Origin of the sequence: Candidatus Clostridium eludens (assembly GCF_045310515.1) — a bacterium.
Lineage (GTDB): Bacteria > Bacillota > Clostridia > Clostridiales > Clostridiaceae > Clostridium_B > Clostridium_B eludens.
Map to the genome: position 1 here is coordinate 50,321 of NZ_JBJHZX010000023.1, position 20,968 is coordinate 71,288.

A 20,968-nucleotide genomic window follows, 5' to 3' on the forward strand; every position below is an offset into this window, starting at 1 on the left:
GTAGAATATATTTAAAAATGGAAAAGGGGATGTGAAAGTGAATAAAGATGAACTAAAACAAAAAATATTGGAGTTCCTAAAAACAAACAAGTATACAAGTTTGCATAACTTATGCCCAATAGGAGTCATATTGCCGATTGACGCAAAAGATGTTGATGATTTAACTAACCCTACATGTTTGATAAAAACTTTTGACACGTTATGCGAGCTTGAAGCAGAAGGTAAAATAGTAAATAGTTACAAAGGGACTGCCAAAGATTTAAATACAGCAATGATTGCTTCTAAGTGGTATTTAAAATAGTTTATCAGAGTATAGGTTAATTTCTACTTGCTATTGACGCACTTAGTTTTCTGGTTCTTTCATATTGTTTCCAATAGATGGTTATGAGCATAAAAGTGGATACCCCGTTAAGGAGTATCTGCTTTTGTGTTGGAGAGGGAAATTCGGATGTTGATGGTGCTACCGAGGATTTGCTTATAGGGAATATGCACATGACAATATTGTCATGTGACATGGTTGTCATATAATGTGAAGTATGTTATACTGTTTGTTAAGGAGGCTGACGACAGTTAAGAAAAGTTTATAAAACTCTATGAAAATTTGTTGATATTTTTATAGTTTGTTGTATGATAATTTCAAGGAGTGATTAACTTGAAATATTATTCAATAGGTGAATTTGCAAAACTAATAGGTAAAACAGAACAAACATTAAGAAATTGGGATAAAAATGGGACACTTAAGCCACACCATGTAATAGAAAGTGGCTATAGATACTACTCACAGGAACAACTTAATCATTTCTTTGGTTTTAAAAACGATAATAGGCAACGGAAACGCAAAATAATTGGATATTGTAGAGTATCAAGCAATAAGCAAAAAGATGATTTAGAAAGACAAATTGAAAATGTTAAAACATATATGATTGCTAAAGGATACTCATTTGATATTATATCTGATGTAGGAAGTGGAATTAACTACAATAAAAAAGGATTAAATCAATTAGTAGAACTAGTAACAACCTCACAAGTAGAAAAAATAGTTATTCTTTATAAAGATAGATTGCTAAGATTTGGATTTGAACTTATTGAAAACTTATGTAGTCAATTCAATGCAACTATCGAAATAATTGATAATACAGAAAAGACCGAGGAACAGGAATTGGTTGAGGATTTAATTCAAATTGTTACAGTATTCAGTTGTAGATTACAAGGTAAAAGAGCCAATAAAGCTAAGAAGATGATTAAGGAGCTGTTAGAAGATGAAAAGGGCAATTAATATTAGACTTTTCCCATCTAAAGAGCAGGAGGTTCTTATGTGGAAACACATAGGCTCGATGCGATATGTGTTTAATTGGGCATTAGATAAGCAGATGAAACATTATGAAATCACTAAAAAGAAGTTATCAGTTGCAGAATTAGGTGTGGAATTGACAAAACTTAAAAATCAAGAAGGTTTTGAATGGTTATATGAGGTTAGCAATGCTACCTTAAAAGAATCCCTAAGAGATTTAGATAAAGCCTATAAAAATTTTTTTAATGGAAGTGGTTTTCCTAAGTTCAAAAGCAAGCGAAAGTCTAAGGATAAATTTTATTCAAGATACGATAAAATCTACTTTAAAGAAAACATAGTTAATCTTGAAAAGATAGGTAAAGTACAATGTAGGCATAACTACGACATTGATTTATCAAAAGTAAATAAATTCAGTAATCCAAGAGTGAGTTTTAATGGTAGAGTATGGGTACTTTCCGTTGCCGTTGAAATTGAAGTGGAAGATAAAAAAGAACAGTTAAAAAACTTTACTGTAGGGGTAGATTTAGGTATCAAAACACTTTCAGTAACTAATATTGACGAATTAGACACAAAGAATATTAATAAGACAGCAAAGGTGAAAGGACTAATAAAAAAATTAAAAAGACTACAAAGACAATGTTCACGAAAATATGAAAAAAATAAGAAAGGAGCATGTTACCAAAACACCTCGAACATTGCAAAACTTGAAAAGAAGATTAAAAAACTTCATAGTAAATTAGCACATATTAGAGAAAATCATATACATCAAGCTACATCTAAAATAGTGAAAATCAAGCCTTTTAGAGTAGTTATGGAAGATTTGAAAGTATCTAATATGATGAAAAATAAGCACTTGTCAAAGGCAATAGCAGAGCAAGGATTTAGTATGTTTATTACTCAAATGAAAAATAAATGTGCTAAATATGGAATAGAGTTTATCCAAGTACCAACATTTTATCCTTCAAGCAAAACTTGTAGCCAGTGTGGTAGGATAAAAAAAGACTTAAAGCTATCAGATAGAACTTATAAATGCGAATGTGGATTTGTAGCTGATAGAGATAAGAATGCTTCCTATAACCTTGCAAAGTATGGTTTAGAAATATCAGCTTAAAAGATATTCTAAATTGGGTATTCGTTACAACCCACTACTGAAAAGTAGCAAAGCCTATAGAGTGTTATACAAACCAAAGTAGTCTCGGCAAAATGGAACACTATGAAGTAGGAAAGAAACAAAATAATAAACTTTTATAATCTTTTTATAAACTTTTATAGATTTTTGGTAACGGTGTGTTATGCCTAAAGAAACATTTTATAACCTGCCAGAGAGTAAGCAAAAAGTTGTTTTTGAAGCAGCTGTTCAAGAGTTTTCGACGCAACGATATAGCGATGCCTCTATTAACCAAATTGTGAAATCAGCAGGAATACCTAGAGGAAGCTTCTATCAGTATTTCAATGACAAGGCAGACATATTTATGTTCGTACTTGAAAAAATTACAACGGAAATCAAAGCTATTGAACAGAAAAATATGGTGGACAACAGTGATTGTGACGCCTTGACTCAGTTTGCAAACAAACTCGCCTCTACTATTGAACTTAACAGCTCCAAACCTGAGTATGTACGTATCACAATGATACAGTCCAAAGAAAGTGATCCTTTTGTTAAAAAATTTTTTGAATTACAGGAGGAGCATAAACAGGCGGTAATCAAACTTTTTGAGCGGGATAAGCAGCGTGGGCTGGTTCGTGAGGATGTTGACGCTGCAGCTGTCATTGATATGGTTTATCTGCTTTCAAAAGAAACATTCTATGCCATAGGTTCAGATGGAGACACTTATCAAAAAAGAATGAAAACATTCTTAAGAATAATCCGTGAAGGAATAAGGAGGTCTTAGCATGAGCAGAATCACGTTCTATGATGGAAAAGTGTCAACAGAAGGAGACGAGCTTTATTATAAAGTACGCGGCGAAGGAAAGCCTATCTTGTTTATAGCTCCCGCGGGCGGTAATGGCGATGGTTATTATCCTGTGGCCTGCATTCTTGCTGACGAGTACAAGGTCATCACATACGACAGGCGTGCAAATGCCAGAAGCACAAAGAATTTTCCAAATGATTTTGATATACGTCAGCAAAGTCGGGATGCCCTTGCCGTGTTAAATGCTGCAGGGGAAACGTCCGCAATCGTAGTGGGTAACAGCAGCGGCGCGGTCATAGCACTTGACTTGGCAACCGCTTATCCGGAGGCGGTACATGCCGCAGTTATCCATGAGGCTGCCATTCCATCGGTACTTGCCGACGCCGAAGCTGTAAAGTGGAGTGAATTTTTTAAATCCTGTTATGAGCTTGGCAAACGAAAGGGTGCGGCATGGGGCGCGATGAAATTTTACTTTGGCGTCGAATTGCCGGCTGTCCGTTTAATGATGGCTACCATGAAAGTGCTCAAATATATGAAACAGGATAAAACAACATGTAATGTGGAGCGCATTCCATCAAAAGAAGCGTCTGATATACTATTGTTTAATGAGTTATTACCCGTTACAGGATACAGGCCGGATTTTGACGCTCTCAGAAACAGCGGTGTCAAAATATTTATTGGTTGTGGTCAATACGGACTAAAGAAAAATGCATGGTATGCTAAAGCGGCGAAAATATTAGCCGATAGGCTCTCCTGTGATTTCGTTACGTTTCCCGGACATCATGGCGAGTATATGAGCAGTCCCATACTTTGGGAAAAAGTATTACGGGAGACAATACGAAAAGCAGGCTGGTAGGCAGTAACTCGAAAGGTGTAAAGGTTAGCTATAAACAATAGGAATGTGAAACCTGTTCTGTCGTACGGCCATATAAAAAAAGCCGTCAAAAACATAAGCATAAATTTATATTTATATTTTAATCAATTTAATCAATAATAATCAATTGAAAATATGATTGAATTCTTAAATATAAGTATCAACATCAATTATTTTACTTTAATGGAATTCTATATAAATTCACCGTCCGTAGGCCAGGTTCAAATATAAGAAGAAGACATGAAATATACTGGCGTGGCCATTATAGGTCAAAAAATCAAAGAAATTTATGGGCGGTTATTGCGTCCATTTTTTATTTTTGTATTTTGTATATATGCTGAAAAATATGCAAAAATAATAGAAGAACTTATTATAACATGTAGAATAATTAGACATTTTAATATATAATTAATGTAATATCATATTATAGTATAAATGCAAATAAATTAATATATTTCTTATAAAAAACATATTTATATACTAATGGTCAAGGAACATATTACAATATTAAAGCCTTTGGTTAATATTGTGAGGTCAACTTTTAAAGAGGTGTTGTAATAGTGAATGTGGCGTTATTTGTAACCATAATAGGACTATCCCTTATATTTAGTTACATAAACATAAAAAAGGACAGAGAGTTAGACAAGCTTAATAAGAAATTTAAATTACAAAGAATGTATTTTGAGGAGTTATTTAAAAATTCTCAGGATGGAATTGTTATACTTGATAATGAAGATAGAATTGTAAACGTTAACGAATCTTTTGAAAGAATTTTTCAATATAAATCGGAGGAAATAAAAGGTTTATCTGCAAATGATGTTATTGCAAATTCTCATATAGAAGATGCTTTTCAGTTTTCTAATATAATTATGCATGGTGGTACTGTTAATTCAGAAACTAAACGAAAAAGAAAGGATGGCTCGTTAGTAGACGTAAATGTAATCGCTTTTCCATTTATATTTGATACAAATCAAGTTGGATTATGCGCTATGTATAAAGATATTGCCTATGAAAAAAAATCGAAGCAGGAACTACATTTGCAGAGACTTTATTTTAGCCAGCTTTTAGAGAATTCTCCTGAGGCCATATGCATACTTGACAATGAAGATAGAATTATTGATGTAAATCCTGCATTTGAAAAACTATTTGGATACGCCAAGGAGGAACTTAAAAATTATTATATAAATGATAGAATTGTTCAAAGTGAGGCAATTCAAGAGGCAACAGATATTTCCCAAAGTGTTATGAATGGAAATGTTATGGAATATGAAACTTTTAGGATGAAAAAAGACAAAAGTTTAATTAATGTGCATATACTTGCCCATCCTATATTATTTGAAGATAAACAAATAGGTGTATTTGGAATATATAAGGATATAGCTGAGCGAAAACGCTGGGAGGAAGCATTAAAGGCAAGTGAATATACTTTTCGTACACTATTTGAAAGTTCTTCAGATGCAGTGATTATCTTGGAAAATGGTAAGATAATTGATTGTAATACAGCTACTATTGAATTATTGGGCTATAATTCTAAGATGAACATAATTGGCAAAAGTCCATATGAGCTTTCTCCGGAAAAACAACCTGACGGAAATATATCTAAAAAGAAACAAGATGACATATTAAAAAGAGCTGTCCAAAATGGCAAAATTAAATTTGAGTGGTGGAATCAAAAAATTGATGGCACTTTATTATCCGTTGAGGTCATGATGACAGCTATTTTGCTTAATGGAAAAGAGGTTTTCCACTGCATGTGTAGAGATATCAGTGAGCGAAAACAAATGGAACGGACATTAAAGTATCTAAGTTATCGTGACCAGTTAACCGGGCTATATAACAGAAGATTTTTTCAGGAAGAACTAAACCGAATGGACATACAAGGCAGTTTTCCTTTAACTGTTGTCATGGCAGATGTGAATGGGTTAAAGCTCATTAATGATTCTTTTGGTCATGCTGTAGGAGATGAACTTCTAAAAAAAGCATCTGAAGCTATGAAAAAGGGGTGCCGATCTAAAGATATTATCGCTAGATTGGGTGGTGATGAATTTGTAATTTTAATGCCCCAAACAGATGTATATGAAACAGAACAGGTTGTCAGCCACATTAAGAGTATAGTATCAAAAGAAAAAATAAATTCTGTTTATGTAGATATTTCTTTTGGATATGAAGCTAAAAGAAATAAAAAAGAAAAGATTGAAGAAATCTTAAAAAAAGCAGAAGATAATATGTATAAGAGAAAGCTATTTGAAAGTCCCAGTGTGAAAAGAAAAGCTTTAGATTCCATTATTAAGACTCTTTATGAAAAAAGTAAAATAGAAGAGCGGCATTCTTATAGAGTTTCAGAATTATGTAAAAGTATGGGCAGGGCTCTTGGCTTACCAGAAAGCGAAATTGAAAAACTTAAAATTGTAGGATTGCTTCATGATATAGGAAAAATAGCTGTAGAAGAAAATATACTTAATAAGAAGGAAAAGCTTACCTATGATGAGTGGGAAGAAATAAAGCGTCATCCAGAGATAGGATATAGAATACTCAGTACAGTAGATGGCATGTCAGAAATAGCTCAATATATACTGGCACATCACGAAAAATGGGATGGAAGTGGATATCCTAAATCTTTAAAAAAAGAACAAATACCACTTCAATCAAGAATTATAACTATAGCAGATACCTATGATGCCATGACTAGTGAAAGAAGCTACCGCAGTGCCCTAACAGAAGAAATTGCAATAGAGGAATTGCAAAAAAATTCAGGTATTTACTTTGATCCTCAATTAGTAGGTGTATTTATTGAAAAAGTATTGAACAAGCCTCTGCTAAAGTGGAAAAGTGGCAATGGCTTGGCTACTAATATTTAAAAAAAACTATCATCTAAAAGAAGTATAACTGGGCAGTTTCAAAACTGCCCTTTTTCCTTTCCTTACACTTTTTTACTTTAGATTATTGAATTTGTAGTATTAAAATTTTATTTCATTTTAACAAGTACGTAGAAATCAACTCTGTTAGTCTTAATGGTTTCATCTAATGTATTTTTATTGCCAGATATATTTAAGAATATAAATTTCACCTTTATTTTTTGATTTTCATCAACTAATGTCATTTCTTCAGGAGATAGGGAGTTTTCTCTTGAAAGTGTAGAATGTTTTTTCCCCAGGTTATTTGTAAAATTATTTAAATTCTTAGTGTAAATTTCATTTCCTTTATAATTCATTTTTATAATAGAGGTTTCATAATCATACCAAACAGTCAAATTGGAGTTTGGTGGATTACCGGTGCTGCTTATGCTTGACATATCAAATAGGTAATCATATCCTGATATATTTATGGACTGATGATCTTCTTTTCTTGTAAAATTGAAATATTCTTCATTAGAGCCATAGTTTGGAGAAGTAAAAGAAAATCCAAATACATCCTTCATATGGTCTAAGTTAAAATCCTGTGGGAGATATTTAATTTCTTTAAAACTGTGATTCTTATTAAAGTAGTCAAGTATGCTATTTATTTTAGATTTATCCTCTGTAGAAATATTAGGATTAATTTGTATTTTCCTATCTCTTATCATATTATTTTTTATGAGTATTTTCTCAAATCTATTATTCTGATTCATCTTTGAAATTGAATAACTGCTTAAAGGGCCAAATACAGAAATTAAAGAAACTATAGAAAGGGTAATGGGTATCATTATATTTCTTATTTTTTTAATGAATGATAAATAAATCATTACGAAAAATACCCATATACCTAAAATGGCTACAAAATATCTGTTTTCTGTTACGCCGTAAGCATTTATTCTTATGCTGAGAGAAATAAACATCATTATAATAAGAGGCAGTATAATTTTAGGACAAAATTTTAAAAACCTATTTTGCCAGGAATTCTCATCTTTTATAGGGGTAATAAAAAATAATACCATAGTAACGATAATTGAATACCATAGAACTAAATTTGAAACCATACCAACGGGCCAATGTCTTGTTACTATTATTTTCCCGAAATATATATAAAGTATTATTGTGTATGCTGTTAGTAGGGGCATTACAATATATAAAAGTAGTATCTTGAATAGTTTTGGATAAGATTTTACAGACATTTCTTTATGTTTTGATGGTACTCCAGAGAGAAAGTATGACATTGAGAATATAAAAACTACAAGTAACCAGGTGTAATAGTAAATTTTGCCTGAGATTTTTATTTCAAGTAGTTTATTTATTGTAAACAAAATGGCAGAAAGTCCTAAGTATAATACAATTGAATAAATTATAGTTATAAAAAATGACGTAAAGACAATTATAACATACATTTCAAATTGTTCTTTTTTTAGAAAATAAGGTATAAAAAGAAATCCCATATATAGTGAAAGACTTACAGCAAAGTATCTTGTAATAGAAACCATTTCTGTATTTTTTAAAAATAAAAAATAATATAAAACTAAAAATAACATTCCGCATGCACAGCTTACTACAGAAATTTTACATTTATCTTCCCAGCCCTTTCTTTCTAAAAAGAGCTTTATACAAAGTGATACTGGAATTCCTAGTGCAAGTACTAGAACTATTCTGTTCAAGGTGTTATTTCCAGGATTAATTTCTGATATTATTATGAGTACTAGGGCAACAGAAGCTGAAAATAGTATGGTTAATGGAAATCTCTTAAAGCTAGAATATAGACCAGTTAAAAGGTTTTTAATACAGTTTACAAGTCTCATCAGTAACCTCCTCAATTTATATATTATGGTTAATATTTTACCATAAATAAAATTTAGCATAATTTTATGATATATAGTAAATCTATAACAACTCCAATATTGATAAATAGATAATAATTTTCCTATAAATAATTGATTGTTTAAAAAATATATATAATTTATGATAAAATATTAAAAAAGTATTGTGATAAATATGAAATTAAATTATAATAAATCACATACGAAAATAATATGTTTCATACAATTTAGCATGGTTTTGTGATGATTTGTCATAGGTGAATTAATGTCTGCAAAATTCTGAAAGTGTCTAGATTTAATTATAGAAAGGAGTGGGAAAATGGAGACAAGTCTAAGAGAGTTCTATAAAAATAGTTATCTATATGATAGAGTTCCATATATTCATGAGTTTACACCAAGTGGAAAGGTTGCAGGAGCAATATTTGCAATTTCAACAATTGAAAATGCCATTCCTATTTTACATGGTTCTAGCGGATGTGGGTTTCATTACAGATATGTTTGCAGAAGAAGCTGGAAGCCAGCATATAATCTAAAATGTACGGGTTTAAAGGAAAAAGATATTATAATGGGGGGAAGTGAAAAGTTAAAAGAAGCAATTATTGAAACGGCGAAAAAATATAATCCATCATTAATTGGCATTATTCCAGCATCCTCTGTTGATATGACTGGGGATGATATAGAAGGAGTTATTAGAGAGTTACAGCCTCAAATTGCTTGTAAGCTATTATTTGTTAAATCAAAGAAGATTTCACATGCTGATAAGAGAGGTAATGCAAGAAAAAGTTTTTGTGAAAATAACACTGATAAGAAAAAGATTCATGATGGCAATTTAAAAAGTTGTGGGTTTTCAGAAGCTATGGAGGTAATGGTTGAAAATGTAATGAAACCTCAAGAAGTAGATAATAGGCTTATAAACATATGTGGTTTTTACTGGGGAATTCATGAAGATGCCATGGTAAATGGCATAAAAAAAGAATTGGAGAAGATGGGAATAAAAATAAATGCGTTTATACCAAATTGTTCTGTTGAAGAACTAGAAACAGCACCTAGAGCAGCACTTAATATAATAACAAGCCGTGTTAAATGGGTAATAAAAATGAAAGAATTATATGGAACGGAATTTATGATAGTCAAAAACGAAGATTATGGCTATAGGGGTCTAAATGGAATTGAAGAATTTTATATAGATATAGCTAAGAAAATTGGAGTTTATGAGAGATTAAGTAAGTACTTAAATAAGCGGAAAGTTCATATTCAGGAGAGGCTAGAAAAAAAATTGCTTAAGATGAGTAAATACACTTGTGCTATATATTGTGAAGATTTTAGAGATATATATAAATTAATTTATTTTTATGGCTGCGTATTAAAACTAAAAATAAAATATGTAGTTGTTACAGTTGAACAAAATGGATATATGAGTTTATTTTCTAAAGATACATTGTTTGAGATGGCAAAAGAAAATATACTAGAAGGTTTAAATGAATTAGATTATGAGGTTAATTGGAAAATTAATTTTGATATAGAAAAAATCATTACATTTGAAGAAAATGCAGATTTATGCATAGGGGATACACATATTCAAAATTCTAAACATATTAATCCACCATCATTTATACCATTAGATTTTAATAATTATGAAAAATTTGTACTTCATTATATAGATATGATCAGTAGAACTGTATTTCGTGAGGATGAGAGCTTACTTTTAGATAATTATAATAGTGTGAATGTCAATGAGGAGATAAGTAAAAAAATGTGGGATATTCTCTGGCTGCAGAGAGGGGGAAAATGAGATGAATTGTGATAGTGAGTGTAGATTGTTTGGAGCATACAGAGTAGTTATAAGCATTAAAGATTCTGTAATTTTAATTCATTCAACAGTTGGCTGTAACTGGGGAACATTAGCATTTCATATTTCATCAAAAATAAGTGATATAAGACAGACATCTACAGTTATTTATGAAGAAGAGATAGTAAATGGAGGAGAAAAAATTTTAGAAGAAGCTTTAGAAAATATAGTTAAACTCTATGAGGCTGAAGTTATATATGTAATAACGGGATGCATACCTGAAATACTAAATGATGATGCTCTAAATGTCATTAATAGGTTTAAACAGAAGAACAATTTAGAAAATATTTTTTTGTTAAATGAACCAGGTTTCAATGATGCAGGTATAAGGGGTATGAAAAGTGCATTTAAGTTATTAATAGATGAAATGATGCCAGGAGAAATAATTAAAAATTCAATTAATTTAATAGGCTTTTTCTCTGATGATTACAAAGTTGATTCGGATTTAATTAATATAGAGAATATGCTGGAAGATTTCATATATATAAATTCCGTTTTTCCCTATGATAGCTATGAGAATATTATGAAAGTACCATCAGCTGTGGTAAATGTTGTATTAGATGGGTTCCAGTTTGTTGGAGAAATGTTAAAAGAAAAATTTGGAACCCCATATATAACTGTCAGTTATCCATATGGAGTAACAGGTAGTAGAATTTTTGTAAATAAAATACTGGCAGCATTATCAATTGAAGTCCATGAAAATTTTGATGAAAAGGAAAGTTTATCATTAGAATTATTAAATGAACTTCACTCATTTATAGATACTTTTATGGGTATGCCAGTAGCTGTTTTAGGAGATAAGGCAAGAATATATGGACTAAAAAAATTTTTAGAAGTTGAACTTGGAATGGTTGTAGATGTATTAATTGATACTGAACAAAAAAAAGACAGGGAGGAGATAAGAGATGAAGTTGTTAGCTCCAATTCAGTAATGATTTTTGGATCGTCTTTTGAGAGAGGATTAGCTAATGAACTGGATATTCCTTTTCTGCAGTATACATATCCAGTGTTTGATAAGATTAGTATTAGCAAAAGTGGTTATGCTGGGGTTGAAGGAATGTCATTTTTGGTTGAGGACATATTGAATTTGGCTTATTTTTATAGACTCAGTTCAATATGCACATAAAATTGGATTGGAGGGGAGAAGTCATGGATATAAATGTAAATCCCAAAAAAAATATAATTGAAAAGTCTCAAAACTATAAGTTAGTTATTATGGGAAAAGTGGCAGCTTTAGCCGTATTAATATTGCTTGTACTAAGTAGTTTTATAGTTGACCTGTCAACTGGCCCTGCAATGGTAAATATTTTCGATGTGATTACTTCACTAATAAATCCTGAGTCATTAAGCAAAAAAGTAAATATAATCGTTAGAGTAATGAGATTACCTGTAGCAACTATGGCACTATTAGTTGGTGCAGGATTAGCAATTGCAGGTATGGAAATGCAGACTATACTTAATAATAATCTTGCTAGTCCGTATACACTGGGAATATCTTCGGCAGCATCTTTTGGAGCCTCAATATCTTTGATTTTTGGATATGTATTTTTACCCCAATATATGAATAATTATGCCACTCCTATATTTGCCTTTGCTTTTTCATTAATATCATCCTTCTTTATTTATACTATTGGAAAGATAAAAAAGGATAGAGGAACAATAATTTTAGCTGGCATTGCAATAAGTTTTATGTTTACAGCCTTAAATTCTATTCTTACATATTTTGTGCCAGATGAAATTTTAAGAGGTATAACTAACTGGTCACAAGGGTGTATCTTAGGGGCTACATGGCAGCAGGATGCAATAGTATTTGTAGTACTTGTAATAGTGACACCAATTCTCTTTAGAGAATCATGGAAGCTGACATCATTATGTATGGGGGAAAGTACTGCAACAGCTTTAGGGATTGATGTAGAAAAATTAAGAACAAAGGTTTTAATATTATCTTCATTAATAACGTCCATTGCAGTTTGCTTTGTTGGAACCATAGGTTTTGTTGGATTGGTTGCACCCTATGTAGCTAAGTCTTTAGTAGGAGAAGAGCAAAGGTTTTTTATTCCGGCATCTATGTTAACTGGAGCATTTATGTTATCAGTTTCATCTGTGCTAAGCAAGGTTGCCATATCAGGGGTACAGATTCCATTAGGAATAGTTACTTCAATTATAGGTATTCCATTTTTATTGGTACTTATTTTAAAGCAAGGAAGGTGAGAAGAGTATGAGTCTTGAAATACAGAATATTAATTATAAACATTCTTCTAAATTTTCTCTAAATAATATTAGTTTGACTTTTCATAATAATATAACTGCCATTATTGGGCCAAATGGTTCAGGAAAGTCTACACTAGTTAAGTGTATTTTAAATATATATAAGTGTGATGGTGAAATGTATTACCAAGGTGAAAGTATTAAAAAACAGAAAAAAGAATTTATTAAGCAAAAGGTGGGTTACTTGCCCCAAACAACACAAAATGATGCTTCGATTACTGTTTTTGAAGCTGTACTTTTAGGACTAATAAATACACTAAATCTTAAAGTTAGTAAAAAACAGGAACAAAAGGTAAATGATATTTTAGATGCTTTTGAATTGCAGCACTTAGCAAAAAGTAAAATTAATGAATTAAGTGGCGGTCAGCTTCAAATGGTGTCATTAGCTCAATCAATAATTAAAGAACCAGAAATTCTCATATTAGATGAGCCATTAAATAATCTAGATATACATCGTCAATTTTCACTACTGAATACAGTATCAAATTTGGCATATGAGAAAAAAATGATTGTAATAATTGTAATGCACGACATAAATCTCACATCAAGATATGCTGATAACATTGTTATCATGAAAGATGGTAATATTTATTCTCACGGAACACCTAAGGAAGTCTTAACAAAAAGAATGATAAGGGAAATATATAAAATTGATAGTGAAATATATGTAAATAAACAAGGTAAACAAGTTATTGAATTTGTTGACATTGCTGCCGAAGCCCCAAAATATGAAATAGTATCTCAAATTTAATTAATTATGTGCTTGGGAGGAATTAAAATGAAAAACAAAAAGTTAGGAATTAGAATTATTGGCTTACTATTGACAGCTGCACTTATCTTTGTATTTTCTGGATGTAGTTCTAATAATTCAACATCTTCAAATTCATCCTCAAATGCTTCAAAAACCAAGGTTTTTACAGATATGGTTGGCAGGAAAGTGACACTATCTACTAATGTTAAACGTATTGTACTTGTGAGAACAATGGATATATATATGCTCTCTTCAATTTTAGGTAAAGAACTAGATACAAAATTAGTGGCTGTAGGTGAAAGTTTTAAGAGTACTGATATTGATGGATATAATATGTTTTCAAAGGTATACAAGAATCTTGATAAAATGACTGCCCTTGGCAGCGTATATGATGATGCAATAAATGTTGAATCTGTTGTGAATTTAAATCCGGATATAATCATTGTTGACAAACAGTTCTACAATAAAAATTGCATACAGAAAATGATTTCTACAGGATTACCTGTTGTCATTATGGATAATAATTCTGATCCTTTTTATGGACCTGGAAAGAGTATAAAAATGGTAGGAGAAATGCTGGGTAAAGAATCAAAAGTTGATGAAATGGTGGAGTATGCTAACCAAAAAACTGATGCTGTGCTGCAAAGAGTTCAAAAAGTTATTTCAAGTGGAATAAAAAAGCCTGTATTATATTGGGAGTGTGGCAATGTAGCTCCAGACAAGATTGGTCAGACAGATGGTGATGTGAAAACCAGTTGGGGTTATGTTTGGGACAAGCTTGGCGCAGATAGTATTAGTATTGGTGTCACAGGTCAGCCATTAAATGCTGAAAAGGTACTTGCCTCAAATCCTGATATTATTATCATAGGTGGAGCTAACTGGAATCCAACTGATAATATTATGCGTCTTGGATTTTTTGCAACTGAGCAAAGTGCTAATGAGCATTTAGGCCTTTACACCAAAAGAGCAGGATGGTCTGATTTAAATGCAATTAAAAATGGAAGGCTTTACGCACTTCATTACAATCTTTATGGCCGTCCTTATGGTTTTGCTGGCGTTGAGGAAATGGCAAAGATGTTATATCCTACACAATTTAGCGATTTAGACCCTGATAAAGATATTCAAGAATTTTTCAGCAAATACATGGAAATGCCATATTCAGGTATACAGTGGGCTCAATGGAATAAATAATAAGTTAATATGAATGGGAGGGATTAAAGTGAAAATAAAAAAGATGATGTTAGGCCTATTACTTATTGTAACGATTATAGTATCATTAGCAGGATGTGGTACAACGGCAGTAAAAAATGAAACATCAAAGGATACAGCTAAAACAAAAACATATACTGATATGGCAGGCAGAAAAGTTACTTTGTCAACTAATATCAAGAAAATTGTATTAGTAAGATCTATGGATGTATATTATATGTCTGCAATTTTAGGACAAGAGTTTGATAAAAAAGTAGTTGCTTTGGGACTAAATTTTAAAGATAGCGATATAGACGGATATAAAAAATATTCAGAAGTATTTAATATGGATAAGATTAAAAGTTTAGGAAGTATATATGATGATGCTATTAGTTTAGAATCCGTTGTAAATTTAGATCCTGATCTTATTATTGTTGACACACAATTTAAATCTAAGTCATGTGTCAATAAAATGATAGAAGCTGGACTTCCAGTTGTATTTACAGATATGAATTCGGATCCATTTCATGGTGTTCAAAAGAGTATGTTAATGCTTGGAGAAATGCTTGGAAAACAAGATAAGGTTAAGAAGATGGTTGAAGATGCAAATAAGAAGACTGATTCTGTATTGGCTAGAGTTGATAAACTACTTAAAGCAGGTACTAAAAGACCAACATTATATTTTGAATGTGGTAATGTAACACCAACGGAGATTGGAGGAACTAGAGGGGATACAACAGATGGCTGGGGATATTTATGGAATAGGTTAGGTGCTGATAATATAGGTGTTGGACAAGGATCGAATCCAGTGAACCCTGAAAAAGTATTGACTGCCAATCCAGATGTAATAGTGATAGGTGGGGCTAACTGGGATCAAACTGCTAATATTATGCGTATGGGATATTGTGTAACCAAAGAGCAGGCAAGTGAACATCTAGATGAATATGTTCAAAAGAGAGCAGGATGGTCTGATTTGTCAGCAATAAAAAATGGAAGATTATATGCAGTACATTTTAACTATACTGTTTATCCATATAATTTCTGTGGAGTTGAGGCAATGGCAAAATTCTTATTTCCAAGTGAATTTAAGGACTTAGATCCTGAAAAAGATAGAAAAGAATTTTTTGATAAATATATGCCGGTTAAGTATTCAGGCTTATTTTCAGCAGATTGGAAATAAGGTTTATGGTAAGAATTCAAAAAGGAGGAACTTCACATGAAAGCTAACAAAAAAATTAAATTTAAATCTGTATTGACGCTTATAATAACAATTTTAATAATTTTTATTACAGGATGTACAAATACAGTCCAAAATGAATCAAACACAACATCAAGTAGTACCAAGTATGCAACTTATAAAGATTTGGCGGGAAGAACTGTAAAAATTTCAACAAATATAAAAAGAATTGTTCTACTTCGCAGCAGAGATATTTATGAGTTATCATCAATCTTAGGAGATGAAACACAAGAAAAAATAGTAGGTTGGGGACCAGATTTGAAAAAGAAAGATAATGATGGTTATAATAAGTTCATTAAGGCTTTTCCTAAGCTTAAAAATATTGCAGATACAGGAGATGTTCAAAGTGATGCTGTAAATATTGAAAAAATTATGAGTTTAGAACCAGATTTGATTGTTGCTGATCAATATATGTTAAGCAGTTTTCAAAGTGTAAAAAAGCTTATTGGAACAGGTTTACCCGTTGTTTGCATTGATGAGTCCACGGATCCGTTAGCAACACCACAAAAAGGTATTAGATTACTTGGTAAGATACTAGGAAAGGAAAGTCGTGCAAATGAAATTGCTGACTATGCTGATAAACAAGTAAGTATAGTGTATAAAAAAATAGCTTCAATTAATGGTACAGAACCAAGTGTTTATTTGGAATGTGGTGATGGAGGTCCAGGCACATTTTCAGTTACTTATGCAGGAGCCAATGATCAGTCATGGGGTACAGTTTTGAGTAAGCTTAAAGTTAAAAATATAGCAGATGGAGTAGTCACAGGTATGAATACAATTAATCCAGAACAAGTAATTTCCAAAAATCCTGATATCATTGTAATAACAGGTCAGAACTGGACGCCAACTCCAGATTCAATGCACTTGGGGTTTTATGCTAATAAATCAGATTCAATAAAACTATTGCAAGCATATACAACTCGTTCAGGATGGAGTGACTTATCTGCGGTTAAAAATGGACGTGTATATAGTGTATTTCACAATCTAAGTATGCATGTTTTTGACTTTTATGGTCTACAAGTCTTAGCAAAGGATTTTTATCCTAATGAATTTAAAGATTTGAATCCAGATAAAAATATGAGCAATTTCTTTGAAAAGTTTATGCCAATATCCTATTCAGGTATATTTTCAGTAGAGCTTGGGAAATAAAAAAATTACTTATTTATTTTTAGACAGTGTATCTTTATGCAAAATGAATAGGGCTTTGTCAAGTGATTCTTAGGTTCAGATGGAGTTTGATTATAAGGATGACTCTTTTCATCTGAACCTTTTAGAAAACAAAGTGTATTTTCTATCACAGAAGTAGAATACGCCATATTAGAGCCAGATGGCAATTTAAGTGAATTAAACTTAAGCGAAGAGTGGCTAATCAACTTAAACAGCATATGTACTAATATACTCATATGCTGTATAGTTGTGATGCCTAAAATATTAATATCACTCACTATTGAAACGAGAATGAGTAATATTAAACGAAGGTTATGCATCTGTTAGTTAACTTAACTAAATTGACGGTTGTTACTTACAATTTTTAAATTTATAATAAACTAGAAAAGGTAGTAAGCTTAATAAATTCTATTATCGGAGGAACTTGAATGAAAGATATAGATAAGGGATGTAAACGTAACAGCCAATTTAAATTGTGTGATCTGAAGCTAAAATTAGTACTAGAAGGAATAATTATAGGTATTCTAACTGGATTTATAATAGTATTGTTTAGATTGGCTATAGAAAAACTTGGAAATGAAGTTATTAAAATTTATAAGATATTTTTATTAAGATTATGGTTATTACCTCTATGGGTAGTATTCCTAATAGGTATAGGTTACATATTAGGAATTATGATTAAAAAAGAACCCATGATAAGTGGAAGTGGTATTCCTCAAGTTGAAGGTGTTATTTTGAAAAAGCTTGAAATGACTTGGTATAGGGTTATTTTAGGAAAACTTATTGGAGGAATCACTGCTATTGGATTAGGATTTTCACTTGGAAGGGAGGGCCCTTCTGTACAGCTTGGTGCTGCTGTTGGACAAGGGATCAGCAAACTTCTCAAAAGAACGAAAGTAGAAGAAAAATATTTAATTACAAGTGGGGCTAGCGCAGGACTTGCAGCTGCATTTAATGCGCCACTTGCAGGTACAATTTTTTCACTTGAAGAGGTTCATAAAAATTTTTCACCTATGGTTTTGGTGTCAGCAATTTCATCGGCACTTTCTGCTGACTTTATAACCAGCCAATTCTTTGGGTTGAAGCCGGTTTTCAACTTCAGCTATATACATCCTATACCGTTAAAATACTATTTATACATTGTTATATTTGGAATTATAATTGGTTTTGGAGGTGTACTTTTTAACATAATGCTTTTAAAAACGCAGAAATTATATTCTAAACAAAAATTTATTCCTAAGGAATTTAATCCTGCTATTCCTCTTTTGATATCTGTGATATTGGGGTTGTTTTTACCTGAAATACTAGGTGGTGGAAATAATCTTATAATGGCATTAACATTAAAACATTTTTCATTAATACTTATTTTTATTTTTCTTATTTTAAAGTTTGTATTTACTATGATATGTTATGGTTCCGGAGCACCTGGAGGAATTTTCTTACCACTTCTAACTATAGGTGCATTGATTGGATATGATTATGGAAGCTTATTTATAAGTATTCTGCATTTAGATAGTTTCTATATGAATAATTTTATAATCATGGGCATGGCTGGGTATTTTACAGCTGTGGTTAAATCACCAATTACAGGAATTGTACTTATTACTGAGATGACAGGCTCTTTTAATCATTTACTTTCAATTAGTATTGTGGCTATAATTGCATATCTGGTAGCAGATAAACTTGGCTCAAAACCTATATATGAATCACTACTTAAAAATTATCTCAAAGGACATCCTAACAAGATAAAACAACCTATAAAATGAAAAAGGTAATATTGTATTTTTACAGGACCGAATAAAGCTCTAGCAGTATTCTCAATAAACATAGTATGACAATGAAGAGGCCAAATTCCCGGATTATTTGCTCTAGAGAGCACATCTAATCAAATATATTCCATCTAAAAATGATATGCAAAAAAGGAATAGGCTTGCTGTTATTGCGGCAGATGTGCTAAAAAAAGCAGGTGCTAATAAAATTATTAGCTTTAAATGATAGAAGTGCAATGGTATCGTTGAGATAAATACTATTATTTATCCCAATATTAAATCCCTCATCAACACTCCTATAATTTTACATTTTGTTTATTGATCAGATTAGAAATACTCCAGGTTTATTTCTTATAAATTAATACTTAGTTTTTTTATTTCAATGAAGTCTACATTGCAGCCTTAAAGATATCCATTATATCTTCGAAAGTTGCTCTCCTTGGGTTTGTAAGGGAACAAATATCCTTTTCAGCATTTTTGGACATTGACTCTAAATCATCTTTGTCAACTCCAATAGAATTTAGATGAGTTGGAATATCAATATTTTTACATAGGTTCTGAATGCTATGCTTAATTTTACTAACCGCATCTAGTTTGTCAGTTGTTCTTATTCCTATAGCTTCACTAATTTTAAAAATTCTTTCCGCTGGTATTGATACTGCATTAAACTCTAATACATGAGGTAGTAAAATTGCATTACAAGTTCCATGAATTTGCTGATAACGTCCACCTAATTGGTGAGACATAGAATGAACATATCCCAAGCCCGCATTATTAAAAACCATCCCAGCCATGGCATTAGCAAACATCATTTTCTCTCTGGCTTCCATATCATTACCATTTTCATATGCTCTTTTTAGATACCCAAAAACTAACTTTAAAGCATTAATTGCCAGAGCATCTGTGATAGGTGAGGCTTCGGTAGAAACGAAGCCCTCTATTGAATGAGCTAAAACATCCATACCAGAGCTAGAAGTTACCTCTGGGGGCATGGTTGTCATAAACATAGGCTCATTTACAGAGATTATGGGCATCATTTTGGGATCTCCTATAGTCATCTTTAATTTTCTACTTTCATCTGTTATAATTACAAAATTGGATATTTCAGATCCTGAACCAGAAGTAGTATTTATTGATATAACTGGTAAAGCTGGCTTTGTCATTTTTTTATATCCTTCATAATCTGCAATAGATCCACCATTGGTTGCTACAACAGCTATACCTTTGGCACAATCATGATTGGTACCGCCTCCAATGGATATTATAAAGTGATAATCTCTTTTTAATATGTTTAATCCTTTTTTAAAATAGGTAAGACCATCTTCTATAAATGAAACTGTACAATTGGGGTGTAGAATGCCATCAAATATATCATAAGAAATAAATAAACTTTTCAATATTGTTTCAACCATTTCAACATAGCCAAGACTTATTATATTCTTGTCTGTAACAATTAAGGCTTTACTTAACTTATATGGCATTAATTCTGTTGGCAGATCTTTAATAGAACCTACACCAATAAGATTTATTGCAGGTGAACGAAAATCATGAGTGTTCTCCAATATAATCCCTCCAGATCATAAATGTGTATTAAATTTATTCTTCCTATTTAGCAGACTAACTATGTATATAAAGTATAAATTATACACTTTTGTTTTCAATAGTTAACTAGGACGTGTCTGAAAACTTAAAATTGCATAAAAGTCAAGTTGTTGGTAAAATAAGAAAAAACTTGGAGATTGATATTATGGCACAAAAGCATTATGAAATGTAAGATGAACAATGAATTTGGATTAAAGATTTATTCCCGGTAGCTAAAATAGGACGCCCTCCTACACTTTAAATAGCTACTTACAGAGGTCATTGTTACAAAAACCAGGCTTTTTGTATTGAATTTAAAACAGAATATATTAAAAATTATAAGTAAAAATTGTTTTT

At 31.4% G+C, this 20,968-nt stretch carries 16 protein-coding genes and 1 pseudogene; 15 read left to right on the top strand and 2 right to left on the bottom strand.

What is annotated here, in order from left to right; all coding sequences use genetic code 11:
• Window positions 1-37 precede the first annotated feature (37 nt).
• From ACJDU8_RS15345 to ACJDU8_RS15370, 6 genes are all read left to right on the top strand, one after another.
• Window positions 38-301 (top strand): hypothetical protein, encoded by a 264-nt coding sequence (locus tag ACJDU8_RS15345; RefSeq protein WP_406793030.1) that lies wholly within the window; start codon window positions 38-40, stop codon window positions 299-301.
• A 351-nt stretch (window positions 302-652) separates the two neighbouring features.
• Window positions 653-1,276: an IS607 family transposase gene (locus tag ACJDU8_RS15350; protein WP_406793031.1), complete on the top strand. Its 624-nt coding sequence runs from the start codon at window positions 653-655 to the stop codon at window positions 1,274-1,276.
• Window positions 1,260-2,402, top strand: a complete 1,143-nt coding sequence (locus tag ACJDU8_RS15355; protein ID WP_406793032.1) for an RNA-guided endonuclease InsQ/TnpB family protein — start codon at window positions 1,260-1,262, stop codon at window positions 2,400-2,402. The genes ACJDU8_RS15350 and ACJDU8_RS15355 overlap by 17 nt, the downstream gene beginning before the upstream one ends.
• A gap of 181 nt (window positions 2,403-2,583) precedes the next feature.
• The gene (locus ACJDU8_RS15360) at window positions 2,584-3,183 is read left to right on the top strand and encodes a TetR/AcrR family transcriptional regulator (protein WP_406793033.1); all 600 of its coding nucleotides are present in this window, start codon (window positions 2,584-2,586) and stop codon (window positions 3,181-3,183) included.
• 1 nt (window position 3,184) lies between these two features.
• Window positions 3,185-4,060 (top strand): alpha/beta fold hydrolase, encoded by an 876-nt coding sequence (locus ACJDU8_RS15365; RefSeq protein WP_406793034.1) that lies wholly within the window; start codon window positions 3,185-3,187, stop codon window positions 4,058-4,060.
• Between the two features lie 578 nt (window positions 4,061-4,638).
• A complete protein-coding gene (locus tag ACJDU8_RS15370) occupies window positions 4,639-6,936 on the top strand; it encodes a PAS domain S-box protein (protein WP_406793035.1) in 2,298 nt (765 codons plus the stop codon).
• 107 nt (window positions 6,937-7,043) lie between these two features.
• On the opposite strand, the gene ACJDU8_RS15375 is transcribed toward ACJDU8_RS15370, so the two are convergent.
• A complete protein-coding gene (locus ACJDU8_RS15375) occupies window positions 7,044-8,783 on the bottom strand; it encodes a DUF4153 domain-containing protein (RefSeq protein WP_406793036.1) in 1,740 nt (579 codons plus the stop codon).
• Window positions 8,784-9,120: 337 nt separating this feature from the next.
• Here ACJDU8_RS15375 and ACJDU8_RS15380 point away from each other — a divergent pair, with 337 nt between their 5' ends.
• The 9 genes and pseudogenes from ACJDU8_RS15380 to ACJDU8_RS15420 all read left to right on the top strand — a co-directional run bounded on the left by ACJDU8_RS15380 (window position 9,121) and on the right by ACJDU8_RS15420 (window position 19,027).
• A complete protein-coding gene (locus ACJDU8_RS15380) occupies window positions 9,121-10,593 on the top strand; it encodes a nitrogenase component 1 (RefSeq protein WP_406793037.1) in 1,473 nt (490 codons plus the stop codon).
• A gap of 1 nt (window position 10,594) precedes the next feature.
• Complete coding sequence (locus ACJDU8_RS15385) at window positions 10,595-11,776, top strand: nitrogenase component 1 (protein WP_406793038.1); 1,182 nt, start codon at window positions 10,595-10,597, stop codon at window positions 11,774-11,776.
• Between the two features lie 23 nt (window positions 11,777-11,799).
• Window positions 11,800-12,861: a FecCD family ABC transporter permease gene (locus ACJDU8_RS15390; protein WP_406793039.1), complete on the top strand. Its 1,062-nt coding sequence runs from the start codon at window positions 11,800-11,802 to the stop codon at window positions 12,859-12,861.
• Between the two features lie 7 nt (window positions 12,862-12,868).
• Window positions 12,869-13,669, top strand: coding sequence for an ABC transporter ATP-binding protein (locus ACJDU8_RS15395; RefSeq protein WP_406793040.1), 801 nt, complete (start codon window positions 12,869-12,871; stop codon window positions 13,667-13,669).
• 27 nt (window positions 13,670-13,696) lie between these two features.
• Complete coding sequence (locus tag ACJDU8_RS15400; protein ID WP_406793041.1) at window positions 13,697-14,860, top strand: ABC transporter substrate-binding protein; 1,164 nt, start codon at window positions 13,697-13,699, stop codon at window positions 14,858-14,860.
• A 28-nt stretch (window positions 14,861-14,888) separates the two neighbouring features.
• Window positions 14,889-16,037, top strand: coding sequence for an ABC transporter substrate-binding protein (locus ACJDU8_RS15405; RefSeq protein WP_406793042.1), 1,149 nt, complete (start codon window positions 14,889-14,891; stop codon window positions 16,035-16,037).
• Window positions 16,038-16,073: 36 nt separating this feature from the next.
• Entirely contained in the window at window positions 16,074-17,243 is a 1,170-nt protein-coding gene (locus ACJDU8_RS15410) for an ABC transporter substrate-binding protein (protein ID WP_406793043.1), read from the top strand.
• A 132-nt stretch (window positions 17,244-17,375) separates the two neighbouring features.
• A pseudogene (locus ACJDU8_RS15415) lies at window positions 17,376-17,588 on the top strand (hypothetical protein); the annotation flags it as partial.
• A 101-nt stretch (window positions 17,589-17,689) separates the two neighbouring features.
• Window positions 17,690-19,027 (top strand): ClC family H(+)/Cl(-) exchange transporter, encoded by a 1,338-nt coding sequence (locus ACJDU8_RS15420; protein WP_406793044.1) that lies wholly within the window; start codon window positions 17,690-17,692, stop codon window positions 19,025-19,027.
• Window positions 19,028-19,419: 392 nt separating this feature from the next.
• Here the strand turns inward: ACJDU8_RS15420 and ACJDU8_RS15425 are convergent, their stop codons facing one another.
• Window positions 19,420-20,592, bottom strand: a complete 1,173-nt coding sequence (locus tag ACJDU8_RS15425) for an iron-containing alcohol dehydrogenase (protein ID WP_406793045.1) — start codon at window positions 20,590-20,592, stop codon at window positions 19,420-19,422.
• Window positions 20,593-20,968: the final 376 nt, after the last annotated feature.